This is a genomic window from Bradyrhizobium sp. BRP19 (assembly GCF_020194195.1).
Classification (GTDB): Bacteria; Pseudomonadota; Alphaproteobacteria; order Rhizobiales; family Xanthobacteraceae; genus Bradyrhizobium; species Bradyrhizobium yuanmingense.
This window is the reverse complement of sequence record NZ_JADYVZ010000011.1, coordinates 208748-229546: the sequence shown is the minus strand read 5'-3', so window position 1 is coordinate 229546 and position 20799 is coordinate 208748. Positions and strand designations below refer to the sequence as shown.

The 20799-nt window shown below is 65.1% G+C and carries 22 protein-coding genes and 1 other RNA gene; 15 read left to right on the top strand and 8 right to left on the bottom strand.

Translation table 11 applies throughout. The features are described from left to right. Positions 1-331: 331 nt before the first annotated feature. From rpmH to dapE, 11 genes are all read left to right on the top strand, one after another. Positions 332-466: a 50S ribosomal protein L34 gene (rpmH, locus tag I6F36_RS28145; protein ID WP_008542748.1), complete on the top strand. Its 135-nt coding sequence runs from the start codon at positions 332-334 to the stop codon at positions 464-466. A 27-nt stretch (positions 467-493) separates the two neighbouring features. After that, the gene (gene rnpA / locus I6F36_RS28140) at positions 494-880 is read left to right on the top strand and encodes a ribonuclease P protein component (protein ID WP_225172603.1); all 387 of its coding nucleotides are present in this window, start codon (positions 494-496) and stop codon (positions 878-880) included. Between the two features lie 16 nt (positions 881-896). Then, on the top strand, positions 897-2747 hold the full coding sequence (gene yidC / locus I6F36_RS28135) for a membrane protein insertase YidC (protein ID WP_036041754.1): 1851 nt from the start codon (positions 897-899) through the stop codon (positions 2745-2747). Positions 2748-2917: 170 nt separating this feature from the next. Beyond that, entirely contained in the window at positions 2918-3571 is a 654-nt protein-coding gene (yihA, locus tag I6F36_RS28130; protein WP_225172602.1) for a ribosome biogenesis GTP-binding protein YihA/YsxC, read from the top strand. Beyond that, on the top strand, positions 3571-3936 hold the full coding sequence (locus I6F36_RS28125; RefSeq protein WP_225151140.1) for a DUF423 domain-containing protein: 366 nt from the start codon (positions 3571-3573) through the stop codon (positions 3934-3936). Before yihA ends, I6F36_RS28125 begins: the two co-directional genes overlap by 1 nt. A gap of 165 nt (positions 3937-4101) precedes the next feature. Beyond that, the gene (argB, locus tag I6F36_RS28120; protein WP_036014067.1) at positions 4102-4989 is read left to right on the top strand and encodes an acetylglutamate kinase; all 888 of its coding nucleotides are present in this window, start codon (positions 4102-4104) and stop codon (positions 4987-4989) included. Between the two features lie 161 nt (positions 4990-5150). Next, positions 5151-6137 (top strand): DUF1036 domain-containing protein, encoded by a 987-nt coding sequence (locus I6F36_RS28115; RefSeq protein ID WP_036026517.1) that lies wholly within the window; start codon positions 5151-5153, stop codon positions 6135-6137. Between the two features lie 194 nt (positions 6138-6331). Continuing rightward, complete coding sequence (locus I6F36_RS28110; protein WP_057027530.1) at positions 6332-7021, top strand: pyrimidine 5'-nucleotidase; 690 nt, start codon at positions 6332-6334, stop codon at positions 7019-7021. A 199-nt stretch (positions 7022-7220) separates the two neighbouring features. Next, positions 7221-8066: a 2,3,4,5-tetrahydropyridine-2,6-dicarboxylate N-succinyltransferase gene (gene dapD, locus I6F36_RS28105; protein ID WP_057027810.1), complete on the top strand. Its 846-nt coding sequence runs from the start codon at positions 7221-7223 to the stop codon at positions 8064-8066. A gap of 146 nt (positions 8067-8212) precedes the next feature. Next, positions 8213-8857 (top strand): DUF805 domain-containing protein, encoded by a 645-nt coding sequence (locus I6F36_RS28100; protein ID WP_036014086.1) that lies wholly within the window; start codon positions 8213-8215, stop codon positions 8855-8857. Next, positions 8854-10020 carry a succinyl-diaminopimelate desuccinylase gene (dapE, locus tag I6F36_RS28095; RefSeq protein WP_225172601.1) on the top strand — a complete coding sequence of 389 codons (1167 nt, stop codon included), beginning with the start codon at positions 8854-8856 and terminating at the stop codon, positions 10018-10020. The genes I6F36_RS28100 and dapE overlap by 4 nt, the downstream gene beginning before the upstream one ends. Before the next feature lie 173 nt (positions 10021-10193). Here dapE and truA read toward each other — a convergent pair whose 3' ends face one another. The 3 genes from truA to def form a co-directional block, all read right to left on the bottom strand. Further along, positions 10194-10931 (bottom strand): tRNA pseudouridine(38-40) synthase TruA, encoded by a 738-nt coding sequence (gene truA / locus I6F36_RS28090; protein WP_225172606.1) that lies wholly within the window; start codon positions 10929-10931, stop codon positions 10194-10196. Positions 10932-11069: 138 nt separating this feature from the next. Beyond that, positions 11070-11993, bottom strand: coding sequence for a methionyl-tRNA formyltransferase (gene fmt / locus I6F36_RS28085; protein ID WP_225172600.1), 924 nt, complete (start codon positions 11991-11993; stop codon positions 11070-11072). Positions 11994-12129: 136 nt separating this feature from the next. Continuing rightward, positions 12130-12657 carry a peptide deformylase gene (def, locus tag I6F36_RS28080; RefSeq protein WP_036041776.1) on the bottom strand — a complete coding sequence of 176 codons (528 nt, stop codon included), beginning with the start codon at positions 12655-12657 and terminating at the stop codon, positions 12130-12132. Between the two features lie 169 nt (positions 12658-12826). On the opposite strand from def, the gene I6F36_RS28075 reads away from it, so the two are divergent. Together I6F36_RS28075 and I6F36_RS28070 are read left to right on the top strand one after the other, a co-directional pair. After that, positions 12827-14026 (top strand): DNA recombination protein RmuC, encoded by a 1200-nt coding sequence (locus I6F36_RS28075; RefSeq protein ID WP_036026501.1) that lies wholly within the window; start codon positions 12827-12829, stop codon positions 14024-14026. Between the two features lie 193 nt (positions 14027-14219). Continuing rightward, on the top strand, positions 14220-15581 hold the full coding sequence (locus tag I6F36_RS28070; protein WP_225172599.1) for an MFS transporter: 1362 nt from the start codon (positions 14220-14222) through the stop codon (positions 15579-15581). A gap of 134 nt (positions 15582-15715) precedes the next feature. Here I6F36_RS28070 and I6F36_RS28065 read toward each other — a convergent pair whose 3' ends face one another. The 5 genes from I6F36_RS28065 to ffs all read right to left on the bottom strand — a co-directional run bounded on the left by I6F36_RS28065 (position 15716) and on the right by ffs (position 19217). Beyond that, the gene (locus I6F36_RS28065) at positions 15716-16150 is read right to left on the bottom strand and encodes a hypothetical protein (RefSeq protein ID WP_036041781.1); all 435 of its coding nucleotides are present in this window, start codon (positions 16148-16150) and stop codon (positions 15716-15718) included. Positions 16151-16238: 88 nt separating this feature from the next. Next, positions 16239-16841 (bottom strand): recombination mediator RecR, encoded by a 603-nt coding sequence (gene recR / locus I6F36_RS28060; RefSeq protein WP_036026497.1) that lies wholly within the window; start codon positions 16839-16841, stop codon positions 16239-16241. A 1-nt stretch (position 16842) separates the two neighbouring features. Further along, positions 16843-17163 (bottom strand): YbaB/EbfC family nucleoid-associated protein, encoded by a 321-nt coding sequence (locus I6F36_RS28055; RefSeq protein WP_225172598.1) that lies wholly within the window; start codon positions 17161-17163, stop codon positions 16843-16845. A gap of 26 nt (positions 17164-17189) precedes the next feature. Continuing rightward, a complete protein-coding gene (locus I6F36_RS28050; protein WP_036014106.1) occupies positions 17190-19025 on the bottom strand; it encodes a DNA polymerase III subunit gamma/tau in 1836 nt (611 codons plus the stop codon). Between the two features lie 95 nt (positions 19026-19120). Next, positions 19121-19217: signal recognition particle sRNA small type (gene ffs / locus I6F36_RS28045), an RNA gene on the bottom strand. A gap of 199 nt (positions 19218-19416) precedes the next feature. On the opposite strand from ffs, the gene I6F36_RS28040 reads away from it, so the two are divergent. Together I6F36_RS28040 and nudC are read left to right on the top strand one after the other, a co-directional pair. Beyond that, on the top strand, positions 19417-19836 hold the full coding sequence (locus tag I6F36_RS28040) for an HIT domain-containing protein (RefSeq protein ID WP_225172597.1): 420 nt from the start codon (positions 19417-19419) through the stop codon (positions 19834-19836). An 11-nt stretch (positions 19837-19847) separates the two neighbouring features. Further along, the gene (gene nudC / locus I6F36_RS28035) at positions 19848-20792 is read left to right on the top strand and encodes an NAD(+) diphosphatase (RefSeq protein ID WP_225172596.1); all 945 of its coding nucleotides are present in this window, start codon (positions 19848-19850) and stop codon (positions 20790-20792) included. Positions 20793-20799: the final 7 nt, after the last annotated feature.

Sequence of the window (20799 nt, the reverse complement as noted above, 5' to 3'; positions counted from 1 at the left end):
CTTGGCTGATGGAGGATGCGACCCGACCGATGTCCGGTCAAATTACGGATCGCTAATCTGCCGAGGTGTGATGTAAGCGCTGATAGCGCGAGTCGCCACCTCAAGGGTTAAAAACGCCGCGCAAACAGCGATATTCACCACAATCGCGCGCTTGTGCGGCGTTGACGAAGACAAGGCGCTCCCTTATAAGCCGCGCGAATTGTCCGCGATGACCCGGTGCGACACCGGGAGCGGCTCTCTTGGGGCCGAAAAAGGGCCCGTTTTGGGCCGTATCTTCCGGACTTTACCATCAATTCTACAGGCAAATTGCCCGGTCAGCGGAGAAAAACCCGTGAAGCGGACTTATCAACCCAGCAAACTGGTGCGCAAGCGCCGTCACGGCTTCCGCGCCCGTCTCGCCACTGCCGGCGGCCGCAAGGTTCTCGCCGCCCGCCGCGCCCGCGGCCGCAAGCGTCTGAGCGCCTGAGCCGGACCCCCTTTTTGGGATTTCATCATGGATCGGCTGAGGCAGCGGGCGGATTTCCTCGCCGTTGCCAATGGCGCGCGGGTGAATAGTCCCGCGTTCGTCCTGCAAAGCCGCCGCCGCGATGATTCCGGCGCTGTCAGGATCGGCTTCACCGTCACCAAGAAGAACGGCAACGCCCCCGAGCGCAATCGCATCCGGCGCCGGTTGCGCGAACTGGTGAAGCGGCTCGATCCGACATCGATGCAGCCCCACCATGATTATGTCCTGGTCGGACGAAAGGACGCGCTCTCGCGCGACTTCGCCACCATGCTCGACGATCTGCGCATAGCGTTCACGAAGCCCGCGCGGCATACGGCCAAAGCGCGCGGCCACAGGCCGGGTCACGCCGCAGCGACCAGCCGCAAACCGGATTGATGACGAGACAATCGAGATGACCGACAATCGCAATACCATCCTCGCCGTCATTCTGTCCGGCCTGGTGCTGATCGCCTGGCAGTACTTCTACAACGTGCCGCAGATGGAGAAGCAGCGCGCCCAGCAGCAGGCGCAGTCCGAGCTCCAGAAGGGCAGCACGCCGCAGCCGGGCGCGTCCCCGACGCCGGGCAGCGCGCCGCAGCCCGGCGCGGCCCAGCCGTCGACGCCGGCCGCGAGCCCGCCCCAAGCGGTCGTTTCGCGCGAGACTGCCATTGCAGCGAGCCCGCGCGTCAAGATCGAGACGCCGCGGATCGCCGGCAGCATCTCGCTGAAGGGCGGCCGCATCGACGACATCGCGCTGGTGCAATATCGCGAGACGGTCGATCCGAAATCGCCGCCGATCGTCCTCTATTCGCCGTCGGGCACGGCGGAGCCCTATTACGCCGAGTTCGGCTGGGTTGCAGCGACGGGCGTGACGGCAAAGATGCCGGATGCCCAGACCGTCTGGCAGCAGGAGGGCAGCGGCAGCCTGACGCCGTCGACGCCCGTGGTGCTGAAATGGGACAATGGCGACGGCCTGACTTTCCGCCGCACCATCGCCGTCGACGACCATTATCTCTTCACCATCAAGGACGAGGTGAGCAATGTCGGCAACGCGCCCGTCACGCTCTATCCGTTCGCGCTGATCTCGCGCCACGGCGCGCCGCATGTCTCCGGCTACTATATCCTACATGAGGGCCTGATCGGCTATCTCGGCGAACACAGGCTGCAGGAATATGCCTACAGCAAGATCGACGAAGCCAAGCAGGTGAACTTCAAGGCCACCAATGGCTGGCTCGGCATCACCGACAAATACTGGGCCTCCGCGCTGCTGCCGGATACCAACGCCCAGCTCCAGGCGCGCTTCTCGTCCAACCCGGTCGGCAAGGTCCATACCTACCAGACCGACTATCTGCTCGACCCCGTCACCGTCGCGATCGGCGGCACCGCGACGGCCAACGCGCGGCTGTTCGCAGGCGCCAAGGAAGCCGGCGTGGTCGGCATCAACTTCCCGCTCGCGGGCCTCGGCGGCTACAACAAGGCGCTCGGCCTCAACCAGTTCGACCTGCTGATCGACTGGGGCTGGTTCTATTTCCTCACCAAGCCGATGTTCCTCGGCCTCGACTTCTTCTTCCGCTTCTTCGGCAATTTCGGCGTCTCGATCTTGCTCGTCACGGTGATCGTGAAGCTGTTGTTCTTCCCGCTGGCGAACAAGTCCTACGCCTCGATGGCGAAGATGAAGTCGATCCAGCCGCAGCTGCTGGCACTGAAGGAGCGCTATCCCGACGACAAGGTGAAGCAGCAGCAGGAGATGATGGAGATCTACCGCAAGGAGAAGATCAATCCGGTCGCCGGCTGTCTGCCCGTGCTGATCCAGATTCCGGTGTTCTTCGCGCTCTACAAGGTGCTGTTCGTCACCATCGAGATGCGGCACGCGCCGTTCTTCGGCTGGATCAAGGACCTCTCCGCGCCGGACCCGACCAATCTCTTCAACCTGTTCGGGCTCATCCCGTTCGATCCGACCACGATTCCGGTGTTCGGCTATTACCTCGCGCTCGGCATCTGGCCGATCATCATGGGCATCACGATGTGGATCCAGATGAAGCTGAATCCGACGCCGCCGGATCCGACGCAGCAGATCATCTTCAACTGGATGCCGCTGATCTTCACCTTCATGCTGGCGGGATTCCCGGCGGGCCTCGTGATCTACTGGGCCTGGAACAACCTGCTCTCGGTGGTCCAGCAGGGCTACATCATGCGCCGCAACGGCGTGAAGGTGGAATTACTCGACAATCTCAAGGCGACGTTCGCGAGGAAGGCGACGTAGTCCTTCGATAATGTCAGGCAAACTGCCTCCACAGCGTATGCCCGGGCTCGTCCCGGGCATCCACGTTTAGGAGGGTGCCTCACAGTCAGACGTGGATGGCCGGGACATTTGGTTGGGAAGGACGCGCTTCGCGCTTTTGCCCGGCCATGACGAGAGGATAGACCGCTCGCATGAACGAGAAGACCGACGAGCGACTGATCGAGGCCGGGCGAAAACTGTTCGCCCGCGACTGGCAGTTCATCTGGGCCTCCCCTTCGATCGAAACGCTGCCGCCGATGGCGGGGCTGGAGATCGCCTTTGCCGGGCGCTCCAATGTCGGCAAGTCGAGCCTGATCAACGCGCTCACGGGCCGCAACGCGCTGGCGCGCACCTCGCATACGCCGGGCCGCACCCAGGAGCTGATCTTCTTCGAGGTCCCCGGCAAGAACGACCTGCGCCTCGTCGACATGCCCGGCTACGGCTATGCCAAGGCGCCGAAGAGCCAGGTCGCGTCCTGGACCGAGCTGATCCACAAATTCCTGCTGGGACGCGCCAGTCTCGCGCGCGTCTACGTGCTGATCGATGCGCGGCACGGGATCAAGGATGTCGATCTCGAGGTGCTGAAGACGCTCGACTGCTCCGCCGTCAGCTACCAGATCGTGCTGACCAAGGCCGACCAGGTGAAAGTCGCCGAGCTGCAAGCACGCATCGCCGAGACCGAGGCCGTGCTCGCCAAGCATCCGGCCGCGTTCCCGACCGTGCTCGCGACCTCGTCGCGCAGCGCGACCGGCATGGCCGAGCTTCGCGCCGCGATGGCGAAGCTCCTGGAAGAGCGGGCCTCGTGATGGCAGCGCACCGCCTGCTGATCGGGCTTGCCGGCTTGATGGGCGCCGCCGGCGTCGCGCTGGCCGCCGCGTCCGCCCATGGTGCCGACGCGAGCCGTCTTGCCTCCGCCAGCGCCATGCTGCTGTTTCATGCAAGTGCCATACTTGCGACCATCGCCTTGCTCACGCGCGGCCTTCTGCACGGCGGAATTGGAATCGTGGCGACGTTCGGCTTCGCGATCGGTGCCGCGCTGTTCGCAGGCGACCTCACCTTGCGGCAGTATGCCGGGCACGCGCTGTTTCCGATGGCGGCGCCGACGGGCGGAATGGTGATGATTGCGAGCTGGCTGGCGGTAAGCGTGGCGGCGGTGGCGGCGAAGCGCTGAATCCGTAGCCCGGATGGAGCGCAGCGCAATCCGGGACCGGTGTCTGCGGCGACGAATCCCGGATTACGCTGCGCTCCATCCGGGCTACATAGCTGCCACACCTTTGCGCTGTCCCCGCCAATCGGATAGAACGCGCACCATTCGACCCGCCAGCGAGACCGCGACATGACCGACATCTCTCCGCTCGACCAGGCCCGCATCCTGTCCGAAGCGCTGCCGCACATGCAGCAATATGACGAGGAAACCATCGTCATCAAATATGGCGGCCATGCCATGGGCGACGAGGAGACCGCGAAGAACTTTGCCCGCGACATCGTGCTCTTGGAGCAGACCGCGATCAATCCGGTGGTGGTGCATGGCGGCGGGCCGCAGATCGCGACCATGCTCAAGCGTCTTGGGATCGTCTCGGAATTCGCCGCGGGCCTGCGCATCACCGATGCCGCGACCATCGAGATCGTCGAGATGGTGCTCGCCGGCTCCGTCAACAAGCAGATCGTCGGCTACATCAACGAGGCCGGCGGCAAGGCGGTGGGCCTGTCGGGCAAGGACGGCAACATGGTGAAGGCGACCAAGACGACGCGCACCATCGTCGATCCCGACTCGAACATCGAGAAGGCGATCGATCTCGGCTTCGTCGGCGACCCCGAGAAGGTCGACCTCACTTTGCTCAACCAGCTGATCGGCTACGAGCTGATCCCGGTGCTGGCGCCGCTCGCAACCTCGAAAGAGGGCCAGACGCTGAACATCAACGCCGACACCTTTGCAGGGGCCGTCGCCGGCGCGCTGAAAGCCAAGCGCCTGCTGCTGCTCACCGACGTGCCCGGCGTGCTCGACAAGTCGAAGAAGCTGATCCCGCAATTGTCGGTGAAGGACGCGCGAAAACTGATCGCCGACGGAACCATCTCCGGCGGCATGATCCCGAAGGTCGAGACCTGCATCTACGCGCTGGAGCAGGGCGTCGAGGGCGTCGTCATCATCGACGGCAAGATGCAGCACGCGGTGCTGCTCGAGCTCTTCACCAACCAGGGCACGGGCACGCTGATCCACAAGTGATGCGGGAACGCGAGCAGCGGAAGAAGGTCGTCATGCCCGGGCTTGTCCCGGGCATCCACGACCTTTCTTCTCGCGGCAAAGACGTGGATGGCCGGGTCAAGCCCGGCCATGACGATTTGAGAGAGCGTCATCCACGCCGCTCCCCCCTCACCCGCTTCCTGATGACGCTGCCTGCCGCAACTGTCTCCTTCTTCTTCTCCTCGGCGCCGGCGATCGCCGACCTCAAGATCTGCAACCGCATGTCCTATGTGGTCGAGGCCGCGATCGGCATCGACGACAAGGCGGCCACCGCGACGCGCGGCTGGTTCAGGATCGATCCCGCCGCCTGCCGCGTGGTGGTGCAGGGCACGCTGACCGCCGACCGCATCCTGCTCAACGCGCGCGCGCTCGGCGTCTACGGCGCGTCCCCGATCCCGCAAAGCGGCAACGACATGCTGTGCGTCGCGCAGGACAATTTCGTCATCGCGGCGGCGCGGCAGTGCCGCAGCGGCCAGACGCAGGTTCCCTTCACGCAGGTGACGCCGACGCAAAGCCCGGACGGCAACCTCGTCGCTTATCTCGCTGAGGATTCCGAATATGACGACGAGCAGGCGCGCCTCGCCGGCATCCAGCGGCTCCTGGTGATCGCAGGCTACGACGCCGCGCCGATCGATGGGGTCGACGGGCCAAAGACGCAGAGCGCGCTGGCCGCATTTCTAAAGAGCCGGGGCTTGTCGTCCGACATCGTGGGCTCGCAGAACTTCTTCAAGACCATGGTCGATGCCGTGCAGACGCCGTCCGCGACCGGCCTCACCTGGTGCAACGACACGCCGCACAAGGTGATGGCGGCGATCGCGACCGACGACGGCAAGGCCGTGACCAGCCGCGGCTGGTATCGCATCGATCCCAAGACCTGCCTGCACCCCGATGTATCAGGCCAGCCGAAGCAGATCTTCAGCTTCGCGGAAGCGGTCGACGCCGACAACCGAATCGTCAAGCTGAAGGACAAGCCGCTGAATTGGGGCGGCGACAGGCAGCTCTGCACACGCGAGACCAAGTTCGAGACCAGCGAGCAGACCGATTGCGGCGCGCGCGGCTTTGCGCCAACGGGCTTCGGCGCGGTAGACATGTCGAGCGGCGGCAAGACGCTGCGCTTTGCCGTGCCGTGAGATTGGCGCAATGATCAGCACGCAAGCATCCACAAGCTCCGCCGTCGTCCCCGCGAAGGCGGGGACCCATAACCCCAGGGAGTGGTTGCGGAGGGAAGCTGGTCACCCCGAGTCTTCGCAAAACTCCTCCCTGGGGTTATGGGTCCCGGGCTCGCGCTTCGCGCGCCCCGGGACGACAAGTTGAGAATGCCGATATGACCTTCCCCCGCAGCTTCAACCATGTCGACACCTGGGTGTTCGACCTCGACAACACGCTCTATCCGCATCACGTCAATCTGTGGCAGCAGGTCGATGCGCGGATCGGGGAGTTCGTCTGCAACTGGCTGAATGTCGGCCCGGAGGAAGCGCGGGCGATCCAGAAAGACTATTATCGCCGCTTCGGCACCACGATGCGCGGCATGATGACCCTGCACGGCGTCTCCGCCGACGACTACCTCGCCTATGTCCACAAGATCGACCACTCTCCGCTGGAGCCGAATCCGGCGCTTGGCGCGGCCATCGCAAAGCTGCCGGGCCGCAAGCTGATCCTCACCAACGGCTCGGTCGACCATGTCGATGCCGTGCTGGCGCGGCTCGGCTTCGCCGGCCATTTCGACGGCGTGTTCGACATCATCGCCGCCGAGTTCGAACCGAAGCCGGCGGAGCAGACCTACCGCAAGTTCCTCGGCCAGCATGCGGTCGATCCGACCCGCGCCGCCATGTTCGAGGACCTCGCCCGCAACCTCACCGTCCCCTACCGGCTCGGCATGACCACCGTGTTGGTGGTGCCCGACGGCACCAAGGAGGTGGTGCGCGAGGACTGGGAGCTGGAAGGCCGCGACGCCGCCCATGTCGACCACGTCACGGATGATCTGGCGGGGTTTTTGGCAAAGTTGTCGGGGTGATTTCGTAGCCTGGATGGAGCGCAGCGTAATCCGGGGCTGGCGTAGCTGCGGAGAGACTGTCCCGGATTGCGCTTCGCTCCATCCGGGCTACGGGTCTTCCCGGGTGGTGATCCAGAACGCAGCCTTGACTCCGCTCCGCCAAATCCCGAAAAAGCGCTCCAATTCTCGCGAAACCACGCGCTTCCCAGAGGAAATCACGATGTCCCTTGCAGCCCTCGAATCGACCATCAACAGCGCCTTCGAGGCGCGTGACGGCATCTCGACCACGACCAAGGGCGAGGTGCGCGAGGCCGTCGACCAGTCGCTGGAGATCCTGGACAAGGGCGAGGCGCGCGTTGCCGAGCGCGGCAGCGACGGCAAGTGGAAGGTCAATCAATGGCTGAAGAAGGCCGTGCTGCTGTCGTTCCGCCTCAACGACATGGACGTCATTGGCGGCGGCCCCGGCAAGGCAAGCTGGTGGGACAAGGTGCCCTCGAAATTCGAAGGCTGGGGCCCAAACCGCTTTCGCGATGCCGGTTTTCGCGCGGTGCCGGGTGCGGTGGTGCGCCGCTCGGCCTTCATCGCCAAGAACGTCGTCTTGATGCCGTCCTTCGTCAATCTCGGCGCCTATGTCGATGAGAGCACGATGGTCGACACCTGGGCCACCGTCGGCTCCTGCGCACAGATCGGCAAGCGCGTGCACATCTCGGGCGGCGCCGGCATCGGCGGCGTGCTCGAGCCGCTGCAGGCCGAGCCGGTCATCATCGAGGACGATTGCTTCATCGGCGCGCGCTCGGAAGTCGCCGAAGGCGTGATCGTGCGCAAGGGCGCGGTGCTGGCGATGGGCGTGTTCCTGGGAGCCTCGACCAAAATTGTCGACCGTGAGACCGGCGAGGTCTTCATGGGCGAAGTGCCGGAATATTCCGTCGTGGTGCCCGGCGCGCTGCCCGGCAAGCCGATGAAGAACGGCCAGATCGGCCCGAGCACCGCTTGCGCCGTGATCGTCAAGCGCGTCGACGAGCGCACGCGGTCGAAGACCAGCATCAACGAGCTGCTGCGGGATTGATGCAAGGCGAGTAGCGAATGGCCAGTGGCGAATAGGGCGCCAATCCTACTTGCCATTCACCATTCACCATTCGCTGCTAGGATCGAACCCACCCTCCCTCCATCGCGACCAATTTCCGGGCGGCCATTCCGCCCGGAGCCACTCGCATGGACTGGATCTGGTACCTATTCCGCTTCGACGGCCGCATCAATCGCGCCCTGCTGTGGCAGGCGCTGTTGATCGTTGCGCTGCTGGCAGGCTTGCTGGAGGTGATCGGTCAGATCATTCATCTGCCCAATGCCGACGGATCGTTGAAGCTCTCGCTCAAGCTCGATTTCGGCCTTGGCGATCTGTTCAAGCTGGCCGATCCCCGGGAACACCCTTCACTCGCGTCTACCGACCGCGCGCCCCTGATCCTGAGGGCATTCGGCATGTCGCTGTTCCTGTGGGTCTATCTGGCAACGGCGATCAAGCGGCTGCACGACCGTGACAGGAGCGGCTGGTGGCTCGTTCCGTTTTTCCTCGTGCCCGGCCTGTTCAACCAGTTCTCGGACCTGCTCCCCGACACCAGCGTGATGCTTCTTTTCAACCTCGCCGCTTCGATGCTGTGGCTGTGGGGTCTCGTCGAGATGCTCTGCGTGCCCGGCACTGTCGGCGATAACCGGTTCGGGCCTGATCCGCTGGCCGGGATCGCGTATGAGTCCACGCCCGCCTCGCCGCCTGCGAAGAGCTGGGACCAGGGCCGCGAGATCGAAATTGTTCCGCCCAGCGCTAGCCCACCCGGCGGCATGCATGTTAAGCGGGGCGCATGACCGATGCTCTCTCCATTGCCCGCGACCTGATCCGTTGCCCTTCAGTCACTCCGGCCGATGCCGGCGCGCTCGGGGTGCTCGAAAAAATCCTGGGCGCTGCCGGCTTCACCTGTCACCGCGTGACCTTCAGCGAGGAAGGCACCGCCGACGTCGACAATCTCTACGCTCGGATCGGCACCGACGGTCCGCACATCACCTTCGCAGGCCACACCGATGTGGTGCCGCCCGGCGACGAGAGCGCCTGGAGCGTCGGCGCGTTCTCCGGAGAGGTGAAGGACGGCGTGCTGCATGGCCGCGGCGCGGTCGACATGAAAGGCGGCATCGCCTGCTCGGTCGCCGCGGTGCTGGAGCATCTCGCCGCCAACGGCGGCAAGCCGCGCAGCGACGGAAAGGGCTCGATCTCGTTCCTGATCACCGGCGACGAGGAAGACGTCTCGATCAACGGCACCATCAAGCTGCTGAAATGGGTCGCCGAGCGCGGTGAGAAATTCGACCATTGCGTGCTCGGCGAGCCTTCCAACGTCGAGACGCTCGGCGACACCATCAAGATCGGCCGGCGCGGCTCGCAATCCGGCACGCTCGTCGTCGACGGCGTGCAGGGCCACGTCGCCTATCCGCACCGCGCCTCCAATCCGGTGCCTGATATCTCGCGGCTGATCGTCGCGATCTCCGACGAGCCGCTCGACCATGGCAGCGCGCAATTCCAGGCGTCCAATCTCGAATTCGTCTCGGTCGACGTCGGCAACAAGGCCTTCAACGTCATCCCCGGCGAGGCCCGCGCAAGATTCAACATCCGCTACAACGACAACCACACCCAGGCGAGCTTGCGTGAATTGGTGGAGACGCGTCTCGCCAAAGCCTGCGGCAACCGCATCAAGGCCCGCATCGTGTGGGAGCCCTCCAACTCGAACGTGTTCGTGACCAAGCCGGGTCCGTTCACCGATCTCGCGGTCTCCGCGATCGAGGAGGTGACGGGACGCAAGCCCGAGCTGTCGACGTCAGGCGGCACGTCGGATGCGCGGTTTATTTCAAGCTATTGCCCCGTGATCGAGTTCGGCCTGGTCGGGCAGACCATGCACCAGGTCGACGAGCGCGTGCCGGTGGCGGATCTGGAGAGGCTGACGAAAGTGTATCGCGGGATTTTGGCGCGGTATTTTGCTTGAGGCAGTGTTGCCTCCACAAACACGACCGTCATCGCCCGGCTTGACCGGGCGATCCAGTATTCCAGAGACGGCAGTGATTGAGCCGAGAGGCCGCGGCGTACTGGATGCCCCGGTCAAGCCGGGGCATGACACCGAGGTTTGGCGAGAGCGTGCCCGCTCTCTGCGCCGCTCGCCTAATAATCCACCTTCATCAAATACAGCCCCTCGGGCGGGGCGACGATGCCGCAGGCGGCGCGGTTGCGGGCTTTGAGTGCGGCGGAGAGATCGTCGGCGGTCCAGCGGCCCTCGCCGACCCAGACCAGGGATCCCACCATCGAGCGCACCTGGCTGTGCAGGAACGAGCGCGCCGAGGTGATGACGTTGATCTCGCGGCCATCGCGGATCACGTCGAGCTGGTCGAGCGTCTTCTCCGGCGATTTGGCCTGGCACTCGGTGTCGCGAAAGGTGGTGAAATCGTGCTTGCCGAGCAGGCGCTGCGCCGCCGCGTGCATTGCGTCGGCATCGAGCTTGCGCGGCACGCGCCAGGCGTGGCCGACATCGAGCGCGAGATTGGCGCGAGTGTTGACGATGCGATAGCGGTAGTGGCGCTTGACCGCCGAGAAGCGCGCCTCGAAATCGTCGGGCACGATCTCGGCCTCGAGCACCGCGATCGGATGCGGGCGCAGATGCGCGTTGAGCCCGTCGCGAAAACGGCCCGACGGAAACTGCTTGTCGACGTCGACATGGGCGACTTGGCCGCGTGCATGCACGCCGGCATCGGTGCGGCCGGCACCGTGCACGCGCAGATCCGAACCAGTCATCGCCTTCACCGCGGCTTGCAGCGCGCCCTGCACCGATGGCAGCGTGTCCTGCACCTGCCAGCCGAAGAACGGCGCGCCGTCATATTCGATGGTGAGCTTGTAGCGGGGCATCGTGTCCAGTTTCGTCGTCATTGCCCGCCTTGTGCGCTGTTGCGCACTGGGGCGGGCAACCCAGTACTCCGCGGCTTATCCGATTGACCGAGAAGCCTCGGCGTACTGGATACCCCGCCTTCGCGGGGTATGACAGTGTCAGGTGAATTTGGATCCCGCCTTTAACGGCACGCCGCGCAGGAAGTCCGCGGCCTGCATGCGGGCCTTGCCCTCGCGCTGCAGCTCGATGATGCGGATGGCGCCGTCGCCGCAGGCGACGGTAAGCTGATCGTCGAGCATTTCGCCAGGCGCGCCGGCGCCTTGCGCCAACTCGCAACGCAGGATTTTGACGCGGGCATCGTCAAGCTCGCTCCAGGCGCCGGGGAAGGGCGAGAGGCCATGGACGTGGCGCAGCACCGCGCGCGCGGGCCTGGTCCAGTCGATCCGCGCCTCGGCCTTCTCGATCTTGGCGGCGTAGGTGACGCCGTCCGCGCTCTGCGCCTTGAGCTGGAGCCCGCCGCGTTCGAGCGCGGCCATCGCGCGCACCATCAGGTCGGCGCCAAGGCGGGACAGACGATCGTGCAGGTCGAGCGCGGTCATGCCGTCGGTGATCGTGATGCGCTCGGCCATGGCGACGTCGCCGGTATCTAAGCCGACATCCATCTTCATCACCATCACGCCGCTCTCGGCATCGCCGGCCATGATGGCGCGGTTGATCGGCGCGGCGCCGCGCCAGCGCGGCAACAGCGAGGCATGCAGATTGTAGCAGCCGAGTTTTGGCGCATCGAGGATCGCCTGTGGCAGGATCATGCCATAGGCGACGACGACGGCCGCGTCCGCATCGAAGGCGCGGAACTCCGCCAGCGCCTGCTCGGTCTTCAGCGTCTTCGGCGTCAGCACGGGAATGCCCAGCTTTCGCGCGGCCTCCTCGACCGGGGTCGGCTGCAATTGCAGGCCGCGCCGGCCGCCCGGCTTCGGCGCGCGGGTGTAGGCGGCCGCGATCTCGTGGCCATGCGCGACCAGCTCGAGCAGCGTCGGCACGGAGAAATCGGGCGTGCCCATGAAGATGAGGCGGAGGGGCATGTGACGAGACAATCCTTGAAACGAGCAAGGTACTCGTCATGGCCGGGCTTGTCCCGGCCATCCACGTTCGTCCTGCTCGCGGCGGCAAAGAACGTGGATGCCCGGGACAAGCCCGGGCATGACGGCGGAGGAATTATCACTCCGCCGCGCGCTTGGCGGCTTTCTCGAACTTCTTCATGACGCGGTCGCGCTTGAGCTTCGACAGATAGTCGACGAACAGCACGCCGTTGAGATGGTCGATCTCGTGCTGGATGCAGGTGGCGTAGAGGCCTTCGGCATCCTCCTCGTGCACCTTACCGTCGAGATCGGTGAAGCGCACGCGCACCTTCGCGGGCCGCTCGACCTCCTCGTAATATTCCGGGATCGAGAGGCAGCCTTCCTCGTAGACCGACAGTTCCTCGGACGAGGCGATGATCTCGGGATTGATGAAGACGCGCGGCAGCGGCTTGGTCTCGCCGTTCTCGTCGCGTTTGGCGAGGTCCATCGTGATCAGACGCAAGGGCTGCGCGACCTGGATCGCCGCCAGCCCGATGCCGGGCGCGTCGTACATGGTCTCGAACATGTCGTCGGCAAGCTTGCGGATCTCCGCCGTGACCTTCTCGATCGGCTTGGAGACCAGGCGCAGCTGCTTGTCGGGCAGGATGATGATTTCTCTGAGGGCCATGGCCGCGATTTAAGCCGCGCGCCGGATGCGGTCAATGCGGCCCGGAACCCGTTAACCCCTCGCTAACCATAAAACTTCACCTTTCATTAACCATGAAAATTAGGGGCCGGTTAACCCAGAATGTTCCCTCTTCGTTCGCGAGAGCGCAGCGAATCGGCTACAAGGCGGCATGAACGAGATCATTGTCATGCTGGGCGACTGGCCGGTGCGCATCGTCGATGCGCTGATCGGCTTCGGTGCGCTCGTCCTCATCCTGCTGGTTGTGATTGCGGTCGTGATCGCGCGCTCGGGGCGGCGTGGCGCGGAACTCGCCATGGCGAACGCGATCCGGGCCGACGAGCTCGAGGAGCGGCTCGCCCAGGTGCTGCACGCCCAGAGCGAGGCCTCGGGGCGGGTCGACGCCATGACCCAGGCGCTGGCGGGACGCCAGGCCGAGATGGCGCGCGCGGTCAACGAGCGGCTTGATTCGGTGACGCATCGAGTCGGCCAGTCCATGGAACATTCGACCCGCAACACCATGGAGAGCCTGCGCGCGCTGCATGAACGGCTCGGCATCATCGACAACGCGCACAAGAACCTCACCGACCTCACCACGCAGGTGACCACTCTGCGCGACGTACTCGCCAACAAGCAGTCGCGCGGCGCCTTCGGCCAGGCGCGGATGGAGGCAATCGTCCAGGACGGTCTGCCCAAGGGCTCCTACGAGTTCCAGTTCACGCTCTCGACCGGAAAACGGCCGGACTGCGTCGTGTTCCTGCCCGACCAGCGCCCGCTGTGCATCGATGCGAAGTTTCCGCTGGAGGCGATGACGGCGCTGCACGACGCCCGCACCGACGAGGAGCGGCGCGTTGCCACGCAGCGGCTGCGCGGCGACGTGATGAAGCATGTCAGCGACATCGCGGAAAAATACCTCGTCACCGGCGAGACCCAGGAGATGGCGCTGATGTTCGTGCCGTCGGAATCGGTCTATGCCGAGATCCATGACGGCTTCGACGACGTGATCCAGAAGGCCTATCGCGCCCGCGTCGTGCTGGTGTCGCCGTCGCTGCTGATGCTCGCGATCCAGGTGATGCAGCAGATCATGAAAGACGCGCGCATGCGCGACGCCGCCGACCAGATCCGCACCGAGGTGATCAAGCTCGGCGACGATTTGGGGCGCCTGCGCGACCGCGTGCTCAAGCTGCAAAAGCATTTTGCCGACGTGAACGAGGACGTCCGCCAGGTGCTGATCTCCGCCGACAAGATCGAAAAGCGCGCAGGGCGAATCGAGGAGCTCGATTTCAGCAAGAGCGATGCGCCGGAGGCGCCGCGCCTGGTGGCGACGGGAGCGGCAGAGCTGTTTCCGCGCAAGCTCCAGGCGGGGGAGTGAGACTAGGGCACACTGTCGTGCCCCGCGAAGGCGGGGCATCCAGTATTCCGCAGCCCGAGTGGTTGAACCGAGACGCCGCGGAGTACTGGATCGTCCGCCTTCGCGGACGATGACACCGAGCGTGTTGGAAGCTCTCCCGTCTCACCAGCTACCGCGAGGGTCTTTTCCCCCAGAATCTGCTAACACGCCCCCCATGACCGCACCCGACGCGACCTCCCCCGCCGCGACTTCCACCGCCTCGCCCTCCTGGCGCGACAGCCTTGCTGTTTACCTGCAGCCGCGGGTGCTGATCGTGCTGTTTCTCGGCTTCTCCTCGGGGCTGCCGCTGGCACTGTCGGGATCGACGCTGCTGGTGTGGATGGCCGAAGCCGGGGTCGATCTTGGAACGATCGGGCTGTTTGCGCTGGTTGGAACGCCATACACGCTCAAGTTCCTGTGGGCGCCGCTGGTCGATGCGCTGCATGTGCCGTTGTTCACGCAGGCCTTCGGACGTCGCCGCGGGTGGCTGGTGTTTGCGCAGCTGCTGCTGATCGGCGCGATTCTGCTGTTGGCGCTGACCGATCCGGCACGTTCGCCGCTGCTGGTCGCGCTCGGCGCGCTGCTGGTCGCGACGATGTCCTCGACGCAGGACATCGTGGTCGACGCGTTCCGCGTCGAGAGCCTGCCCGAAAGCGAGCAGGCCGCCGGCATGGCCGCCTATGTCGCGGCCTATCGCATCGGCATGTTGGTCTCGACTGCAGGCGCCCTATTCATCGTCACCGGCTTCGAGGCGATCGTCCCGCGTGGCGCCGCCTGGATGTGGGGCTATGTGGTGATGGCGGCTCTGGTGCTGATCGGCACGGCGACTGCGCTCGCCGCCACCGAGCCCGCACAATCCGCGCGCGCCGAGGCCGCCACGCAGGACGAGGGCGCGCTCACGCGGGTGTTCCATGCGGCGCTGGGCGCGTTCTCGGAATTCCTGCGACGCAAGGAAGCATGGGTCGTGCTCGCCTTCGTCGTGCTGTTCAAGTTCACCGACGCGTTCTCCGGCAACATGACCGTGCCGTTCGTCATCGACATCGGCTTCACGCGGAACGACTATGCCGTGATCGTCAAGGGCGTCGGCATCATCGCGACCCTGGCCGGCGGCTTTGCCGGCGGCTTCGTGGCCCGACGCTATTCGCTCGCGACCAGCCTGTGGATCGGCGGCATCGTGCAGGCGATGTCCAATTTGTCGTTCTCGTGGCTTGCGATTGTCGGCGTCAACGAATGGGCGCTGACCCTCGCGATCACCTCCGACAATTTCTGCAACGCCATCGGCACCGTGATCTTCGTCGCCTATCTCTCGGCGCTGTGCCAGAACCCGCTGCACACGGCGACCCAATATGCACTGCTGACGGCGCTCGCCGCGGTGGGACGGACCTATTTGTCGTCGGGCGCAGGCTATCTGGCGAAAGCGACGGGCTGGCCGATGTTCTTCGCGATCTCCGTCCTCGTCGCCATCCCGAGCCTGATGTTGCTGGCGTACTTGCAGAAGCGCGGGCATTTCGAGGCACTGGGGCCGGTGCGGGTGTAGGCACCCCTGTCATGCCCCGCGAAGGCGGGGCATCCAGTACTCCGAGACAGTCGTGATCGACCGAGAAGCTGCGGCGTACTGGATCGCCCGCCTTCGCGGGCGATGACACCGGAATCGGGGAGACGACTCCCCCCCTACTGCTTCTTGATCAGGCTCCACTTCGTGATCACGGCCTCGCTCATCTGGCCGGGATCGCTGGCGCAGGCGACTTCGTCCACCTTCACGGAGATCTCCTTGCCGACGAAGGATTTCAGCTGGGCGGCCTGCGCCTCGCTGGAGGTGACGAGCTGGAACGTCTCGGGGCCGGTTTCGAGATTGCAGAGCCCGTTCGGCGGCGGCAGGCGGCGCGGTTCCGACGTGATCTGGTAGGTCGCGACGCGCTTGCCGTTCTTGACGTCGCGCACCTTCATCGCGTTGAGCTCGCCGGAGAGCACATCGCCAGTGTTGATCGGCTTGCCGGGCTTGGACGGCGGCAGCGCCGCGTCGCCCTGCTGCGCGGAGATGGCCGGGGTCACCAGCATCAGCATCGTCGCGACCAAAGCCCATCGCGTGGCGAAAAGTTTCGTCATGTCGTCCGTTCCGTAAAGTCTGGATGGAGATTCCTGTTTTGACGCGTTTTCTTCACGCGAACCGGTATCCACTTCGCTCGAAAACGCTCTAGAACAGGGTGCGCTGCCGCATCGCAGCCGATAGCGTACCTTCATCGAGATAATCAAGCTCGCCGCCGACGGGAACCCCGTGGGCGAGCCGCGTCACCTTCACATTGGCGTCCTGAAGCAGGTCGGTGATGTAATGCGCCGTGGTCTGGCCGTCCACCGTCGCATTCAGCGCCAGGATGATTTCATGCACTTGCGAATCATGCGCGCGCGCCACCAGCGCGTCGATGGTGAGGTCCTGCGGGCCGACGCCGTCGAGCGGCGACAATGTCGCGCCCAGCACGTGATAGCGCCCCTGGGTGGCATTGGCGCGCTCCAGCGCCCAGAGGTCGGCGACATCGGCGACGACGACGATGATGGCAGGATCGCGCTTCGGATCGGTGCAGACGGTGCAGGGGTTTTGCGTGTCGATGTTGCCGCAGGTCTTGCAGACCTGGACCTTGTCCAGCGCCACCTGCAAGGCGCTCGACAACGGCATCATCAGCGCTTCGCGCTTCTTGATCAGATGCAGCGCCGCGCGCCGCGCCGAGCGCGGACCGAGGCCCGGCAGCCGCGCGAGCAGCTGGACCAGCCGCTCGATCTCGGGACCTGCAACAGCGCCCATCTTATTGGCCGAACAGCCCCGGCGGCAGGCCGAGCCCGCCGGTGAGGGCCTGCATCTTCTCCTGCATGGCGGTCTCGGCCTTGCGGCGCGCATCAGCGAGGGCGGTGACGAGCAGGTCTTCCAGCACCTCGCGCTCCTCGGCCTTCATCAGCGAAGGATCGATCTTGATGCTCTTGACGTCCATCTTCGCGGTCATGCGCACGGCGACGAGACCGCCGCCGGAAATGCCTTCGACCTCGACGTTGGCGAGCTGGTCCTGCATCTCCTGCACCTTGGATTGCAGCTGCGCCGCCTGTTTCATCATGCCGAGAAAATCAGCCATGGGTGCGTGTCCTTGGAAAGAATGGTTCAGAGATCGTCGCCGTCGGAACCGTCGGGCGGATCGTCGCTGCCATAGTCGGCGTTAATATCGGTTTCCGGCGTCTCGGGAGCAAGCCTGCGGACCTCGACGACCTTGGCGCCGGGGAAACGCGACAGCACCTCCTGCACGCGCGGATCGGCTTCCGCGGTACGGGCATGCTCCTGCTTGGCCGCCTGGTTCACCGAACGCAAAGTCGGCTGGCCCTGCTCGTTGGAGACGATCACGGTCCAGCGGCGGCCGGTCCACAGCTCGAACTTCTTCGCAAGTTCCGAGATCATGGTCTTGGAAGCGTTGGGCTCGAGCGCGACTTCCAGCCGCCCCTCCTCGAAACGGACGAGGCGCATGTCGCCTTCGAGCGCGCTCTTGGTCATGATGTCGCGCTTCTGCCCTGCGAGCGCAACCAGCTGGGTGAAGCTCGCGATGCGCAGCTGGGGCGCCGCCCCTTGCGTATCCGGCGCGGGGGCCGCCATCTGCGGCCGGGCGCCACCGCCAAACGCTGGAGCCGAGGCTGTCGGCATGCGCACGGGCGCAGCTGACATCGGCGCTGCGGAGGCAACCGGCGCGGCCGGCGCGCCGCTGCGCGCGCTACTTCCGCCGTTCACGACCGGCGAGCCGCCGCCGTTCTGCTCGAGCATTCTGATCGCTTCGTCGGGCGTCGGCAGGTCGGCGACATAGGCGATGCGCACCAGAACCATTTCGGCCGCGGCTGCGGGACGCGTTGCGGCCTGCACCTCGGCGATGCCCTTAAGCAGCATCTGCCACATCCGCGACAGCACGCGCATCGAGATCTTGGAGGCGAACTCCTTGGCGCGCACCCGCTCGGTCTCTCCATAGGCGACGTTGTCGGCGGTCGCCGGGATGACCTTCACACGGGTGACGAAATTGACGAACTCGGCGAGGTCCGAGAGCACGACGATGGGATCGGCGCCGACATCGTATTGGTCGCGGAACTCCTTGAAGGCGGACGCGATGTCGCCGCGCGCCAGCGACTCGAACAGGTCGATGACCCGGGTGCGGTCGGCAAGGCCCAGCATCTGCCTGACGGCATCGGCCTTCACCTGCCCCGCCGCATGCGCGATCGCCTGGTCGAGCAGCGACAGCGAATCGCGCACCGAGCCCTCCGCGGCGCGCGCAACGATGCCGAGCGCTTCCGGCTCGATCTCGACGTTTTCCTTCGCCGCAATGCTGGCGAGGTGCTTCATCAGCACGTCGGCCTCGACGCGGCGCAGGTCGAAGCGCTGGCAACGCGACAGCACGGTGACCGGAACCTTGCGGATCTCCGTCGTCGCGAACACGAACTTGGCGTGCTCCGGCGGCTCCTCCAGCGTCTTCAGGAAGGCGTTGAACGCCGCCGTCGACAGCATGTGGACTTCGTCGATGATGTAGACCTTGTAGCGGGCGCTGGCGGGGGCATAACGCACGCTGTCATTGATCTGGCGGACATCGTCGACGCCGGTATGCGAGGCGGCGTCCATCTCCAGCACGTCCATGTGCCGGCTTTCCATGATCGCCTGGCAATGAACTCCCAACGTCGGCATGTGGATGGTCGGCCCCTTCACCGATCCATCCGGCATCTCATAGTTGAGTGCGCGGGCGAGAATGCGCGCGGTGGTGGTCTTACCGACCCCGCGGACGCCGGTGAGAATCCAGGCCTGCGGAATGCGGCCGGTCTCGAACGCATTGGAGACGGTACGGACCACGGCCTCCTGGCCGATCAGGTCGTCGAACGAGGATGGGCGGTATTTGCGCGCCAGCACCCGGTAGGGCGCATTGCCGGCCTGGCCGGCGCTGTCGGGATCGGGAGGGGCGCCAGCGTCGGTCATCGGTCGATCCGCAATGAAATGTCTCTTGGCCGGCTTTTGCGGAAAGGAGCGCGCTGGCGGCTGGTGCCGCCGGCGCTGGTTCGCTCGAAAAACAGGTAGGAGACTGACGAGCGACCCGATCCGGACCTCGTTAGGGCTGCTTCCTTCCGGACCTGACCCGGTTGGCGAGTGGCTCGTCCACCGCCAATCTCCCGGTCCCTATTTGGGGCCAAAGGGAGCGGAAAGCAAGCGGGGTCTGGGGCTGTTCCGACGGCGCTTGAGGACTTCCGGCGCCGAATTCGCCCTCATTCGGCCTGTCCCACCGGGTCCGGCGCATAAGGACCACGGCGCATACGGATGTTGTCTGGGGGCGTGGTCTCTGCGACGGTAAGAATCAATCCAGAGAGCCTTCATGCCCGAACCCGCCTGGTCGCTGCACTCCCGCCTGAAAGAGGACACCATCGATATCGGCGATCTGCCGCTGTCGAAGGTGCTGGTCATCAAGGACGCGCATTATCCCTGGCTGCTGCTGGTGCCGCGGCGCGCCGATACGGTCGAGATCATCGATCTCGACGAGGTGCAGCAGGCGCAGTTGATGACCGAGATCTCCCGCGTGTCGCGCGCGCTGAAGGAGATCACGAAATGCGACAAGCTGAACGTTGCAGCGCTCGGCAACCTCGTGCCGCAGCTGCACGTCCACATCATTGCGCGACGCACCAGTGATGCGGCCTGGCCGCGACCGGTGTGGGGCGTGATGCAGCCGCTGGCGCACGACGCCACTGAAGTGCAGAATTTCATCAGCGCGCTTCGCCGCAAGATCTGGTTGGGTTGAAAGAACAAGAAATGTCAGCATTCGACGCGTTTCCGCTGGGGCAGCCGGCTTTCGTCACCAACGTCCTCGACCGCGCCGCGCATCTGCGCCGCGACGATGAAAAGCTGTTCGCGCTGGAGCAGAAGCCGTCATCGCGCGCTTACGTCGTCCACCGCGACTCGCTGCTGGTGAAGCGCGAGGGCGACAAGGTGCGCGCGCTGCTCGGGGTCGACGAGGCGCTGAAATGCGGCGCAAATCCAGGCACGATCTTTCTGGGCCTGCGCGATGGCGCGGCCGTGTTCGGCATGGGGATGTCGCAGGCCGCCGCCGAGAAGCTGGTGGGACGCGAGGACTATACCGTGACCGAGCTGCGCGGCATGGCGATGCAGGGCGCGATCCCGCCCGAGGAGCTTTCGGCGGTCGCGATGGCGAAGTCGATGGTCGGCTGGCATCAGCGCCACGGCTATTGCGCAAATTGCGGTGCGCGCAGCGCGATGAAGGAAGGCGGCTGGAAGCGCGACTGCCCGGCTTGCAAGGCCGAGCATTTTCCGCGCACCGACCCCGTCGTCATCATGCTGGTGGCGTCCGGCGACAAATGCCTGCTCGGCCGGCAGAAGCAGTTTCCGGCAGGGATGTATTCGTGCCTTGCCGGCTTCGTCGAGGCGGCCGAGACGATCGAGGACGCGGTACGCCGCGAGATATTCGAAGAGTCCGGGATCCGCTGCACCGACGTGCAATATTACATGACCCAGCCCTGGCCCTATCCGTCGTCCCTGATGATCGGCTGCAGCGCGCAGGCGCTGAACGAGGACATCGTCGTCGATCGCATGGAACTGGAAGACGCGCGCTGGTTCACGCGCGACGAGGCGGCGAAGATGCTGACGCGGACGCATCCTGACGGGCTCGCCGGCCCGCATCCGTTCGCGATCGCCCATCATCTGCTCGGCCGCTGGGTACACGACAAGAGCAGCGCCTGAGCCGAGC